This window comes from Bacillus sp. SRB3LM, assembly GCF_015712745.1.
Taxonomy (GTDB): Bacteria; Bacillota; Bacilli; order Bacillales; family Bacillaceae_G; genus Bacillus_A; species Bacillus_A thuringiensis_K.
This window is the reverse complement of the sequence record NZ_VWVQ01000074.1, coordinates 1-2,414: the sequence shown is the minus strand read 5'-3', so window position 1 is coordinate 2,414 and position 2,414 is coordinate 1. Positions and strand designations below refer to the sequence as shown.

The window sequence follows — 2,414 nt, the reverse complement described above, 5'->3', positions numbered from 1 at the left end:
TATATACTCCTTATCCATATGCTTTTCTAGGGACCTTTAGCTCAGTTGGTAAGAGCAGACGGCTCATAACCGTCCGGTCGTAGGTTCAAATCCTGCAAGGTCCATCACTATTTGTATACCTTTCTTATTAGAACATGCATGGGTATGGACAATCCTAGTCCAAAAACGATTACATGGATCATGATAAGCTTGAAAATGAATATATGTAACAAACAGAAAAAGGTGCTCCTAGGGGCACCTTTTTCTGTTTATAGAATTTTAATATATATTACTTCTCAATATATATAGAACGTATAATCGTACGTGTGTACGGATGCCCCGCTTTATTTTCCTTTTCACATCAATGGTAAAATTGTATACACCTGAGTGCTCTATATGCTGTAACGTGGTAGATAGCGTATGTGCATTTACTTGCTGCACGCCATCAGATTGTGAAATCAGTGTACCTGTCTGATCAACAACTCGAACCGTCATAGAGACGTCCTCCGCTTCAACTGGTTTTTTATCAGCAGATTGGATTTGCAATTTTACTTGATTTGCTTCCATCTTAGCGGGTATTTTCAAATGGAAAGGTGCTTCTTGTTGATACTGTACCATCGCTAAATAGGCATCTTTCTCTTCCGTATTCATACGTATCGTCCAGTCTCCCAATTCCATACTTTTTAGTTGAAATGTATGAATAAAGGCCCCTTTAAAAAAGGTATCATCACCCGTTGTTACTACCGCATCCTGTTTGTTGTAAACCTTCCCTGATGGTGAAATGAGTTGTATCTCTATTTGTTTACTCGCAGTCAAAATGGATACGGTTGCGGGTGTCAACGTATCCACAGAAAACACAGCGCGATTTTCTTGATGTGGGATTAGTTCTCTGCCTACAACCGTTTGGTTTTCTGTCGGTCCTAACTCTGTATAGGGCTCATTCTTAGAAGGCGTGGCAGACGGTGACCATGCTGGCCCCATTTTTTTCGTTTGTAAGTAAGGTTCTATGCGAGAAAAGACGGCACTTCCCGTTCGAACGCCACTGTCTCTGTATACGCTAACTTAGGAAATGGATTGTGTTGTTCTTGTTTCTTTCTCATTGCTGAAATATATATTGAATCCATAGCTGAATTTTTTCTTGCAGGAGCATAATTTTCTGTATTTGTTCTTCTTTTTTATTTCTTTTCATTACGGTTCACCTCATTCTATTTCCATATCAAAAAACCTCTCAAAATGATTTTTTAAGAGGTTGGACACAAGTCGGGAATTCATGGATTCTAATCGTATCATACGGGATTCTCACAGTTCAAATGTTTTTTATTTTCTTGAAAAAATCGTTACATGTGTGATACCCATATTGACCTACTTAGGAGGTTTTCAGATGCAAAAACGCATCTGTTCTCGTACCGTTATCTTGCAATAATTTTTTGAGCGGAATTATATAAATCATTCACAAGTTTATCATATTCACACCTTGTAATCTGTTTCATATATAATTGAACTAATAATTCCTTATGAGCTTTTGAAAATGCCATTTTGTCAATCCATTTGGGATACATACAACGCTTCGTTCCATTTCTGTTTGAACATTCTGTCACAATGAATTATCTTATATAGATATCCCACTACAATCAACTGAAATTTCTACGAAAACAAAAGAATTTTTCTCTTTGTTATATTGCTCTTCCAATCTAAATTCTGTTAGCAATCCATTGTATATGTATACATTGTTATAATTGATAATAAGCAAAAACTATTAGATCAAGCAAACAATTAAGTCTTATGCTGTTCAAACAAATCAGAGTGCGCCAGAATAGAACGCAGGAGATATCAATTAAAAAGATAATTTATTTTATCATTTAGTTTTTAAAAATGTAGATAAAGAAAAATCATATTTAGTACAGTACAAAGAAGACAATGGTATAAGGGTTGCGTCCTCTCTCCAGTATCCGCTACAATAGAGATAGAATACACACAAAGAAAGGTGACTCACTCTATGAATCAACCTTTAGTAAATTTACGAGTCGATTTTGCTTTCAAGCAATTATTTGGTGTACAAGGACAAGAGGAATTACTGATTTCTTTTTTAAATGCAATCTTGCATGAATCACTATCTACACCGATTGTATCCTTAAAAATTGAAGACCCACATTTGCATAAAGAATATGAAGAAGATAAATTATCCATACTAGATATATTAGCGACACTTCAAGATGAAACCAAGGTGAACGTGGAAATCCAGTTACGAAATACACAAGAGATTGTAAAACGTTCCCTGTATTATTGGAGTAAACTGTATACATCTCAATTAGAGCAAGGGATGCCCTATCGTTCTTTACGGAAAACGATTGCGATTAATCTATTAGATTTTGATCTCTTTCCTCAATATGATGATATGCATACAGTCGGACAATTTTGGAGTCAACAACACAAGG

The 2,414-nt window shown here is 35.6% G+C and carries 3 protein-coding genes and 1 tRNA gene; 2 read left to right on the top strand and 2 right to left on the bottom strand.

The window, feature by feature from the left end; all coding sequences use genetic code 11:
- The first annotated feature begins 30 nt into the window (after positions 1-30).
- A tRNA-Ile gene (locus tag F3I02_RS21135) sits at positions 31-104 on the top strand.
- A 154-nt stretch (positions 105-258) separates the two neighbouring features.
- On the opposite strand, the gene F3I02_RS21130 is transcribed toward F3I02_RS21135, so the two are convergent.
- Together F3I02_RS21130 and F3I02_RS21125 are read right to left on the bottom strand one after the other, a co-directional pair.
- The gene (locus F3I02_RS21130) at positions 259-960 is read right to left on the bottom strand and encodes a hypothetical protein (protein WP_230876760.1); all 702 of its coding nucleotides are present in this window, start codon (positions 958-960) and stop codon (positions 259-261) included.
- A gap of 428 nt (positions 961-1,388) precedes the next feature.
- Positions 1,389-1,577, bottom strand: coding sequence for a hypothetical protein (locus F3I02_RS21125; RefSeq protein ID WP_196477662.1), 189 nt, complete (start codon positions 1,575-1,577; stop codon positions 1,389-1,391).
- Positions 1,578-1,975: 398 nt separating this feature from the next.
- On the opposite strand from F3I02_RS21125, the gene F3I02_RS21120 reads away from it, so the two are divergent.
- A partial coding sequence (locus F3I02_RS21120; RefSeq protein WP_196478391.1) for an Rpn family recombination-promoting nuclease/putative transposase occupies positions 1,976-2,414 on the top strand: 439 nt, incomplete at its 3' end.

Excerpts from the sequence above, each read along its gene's own strand:
- F3I02_RS21130 (WP_230876760.1), bottom strand. The coding sequence starts at position 960 with ATGGGGCCAGCATGGTCACCGTCTGCCACGCCTTCTAAGAATGAGCCC.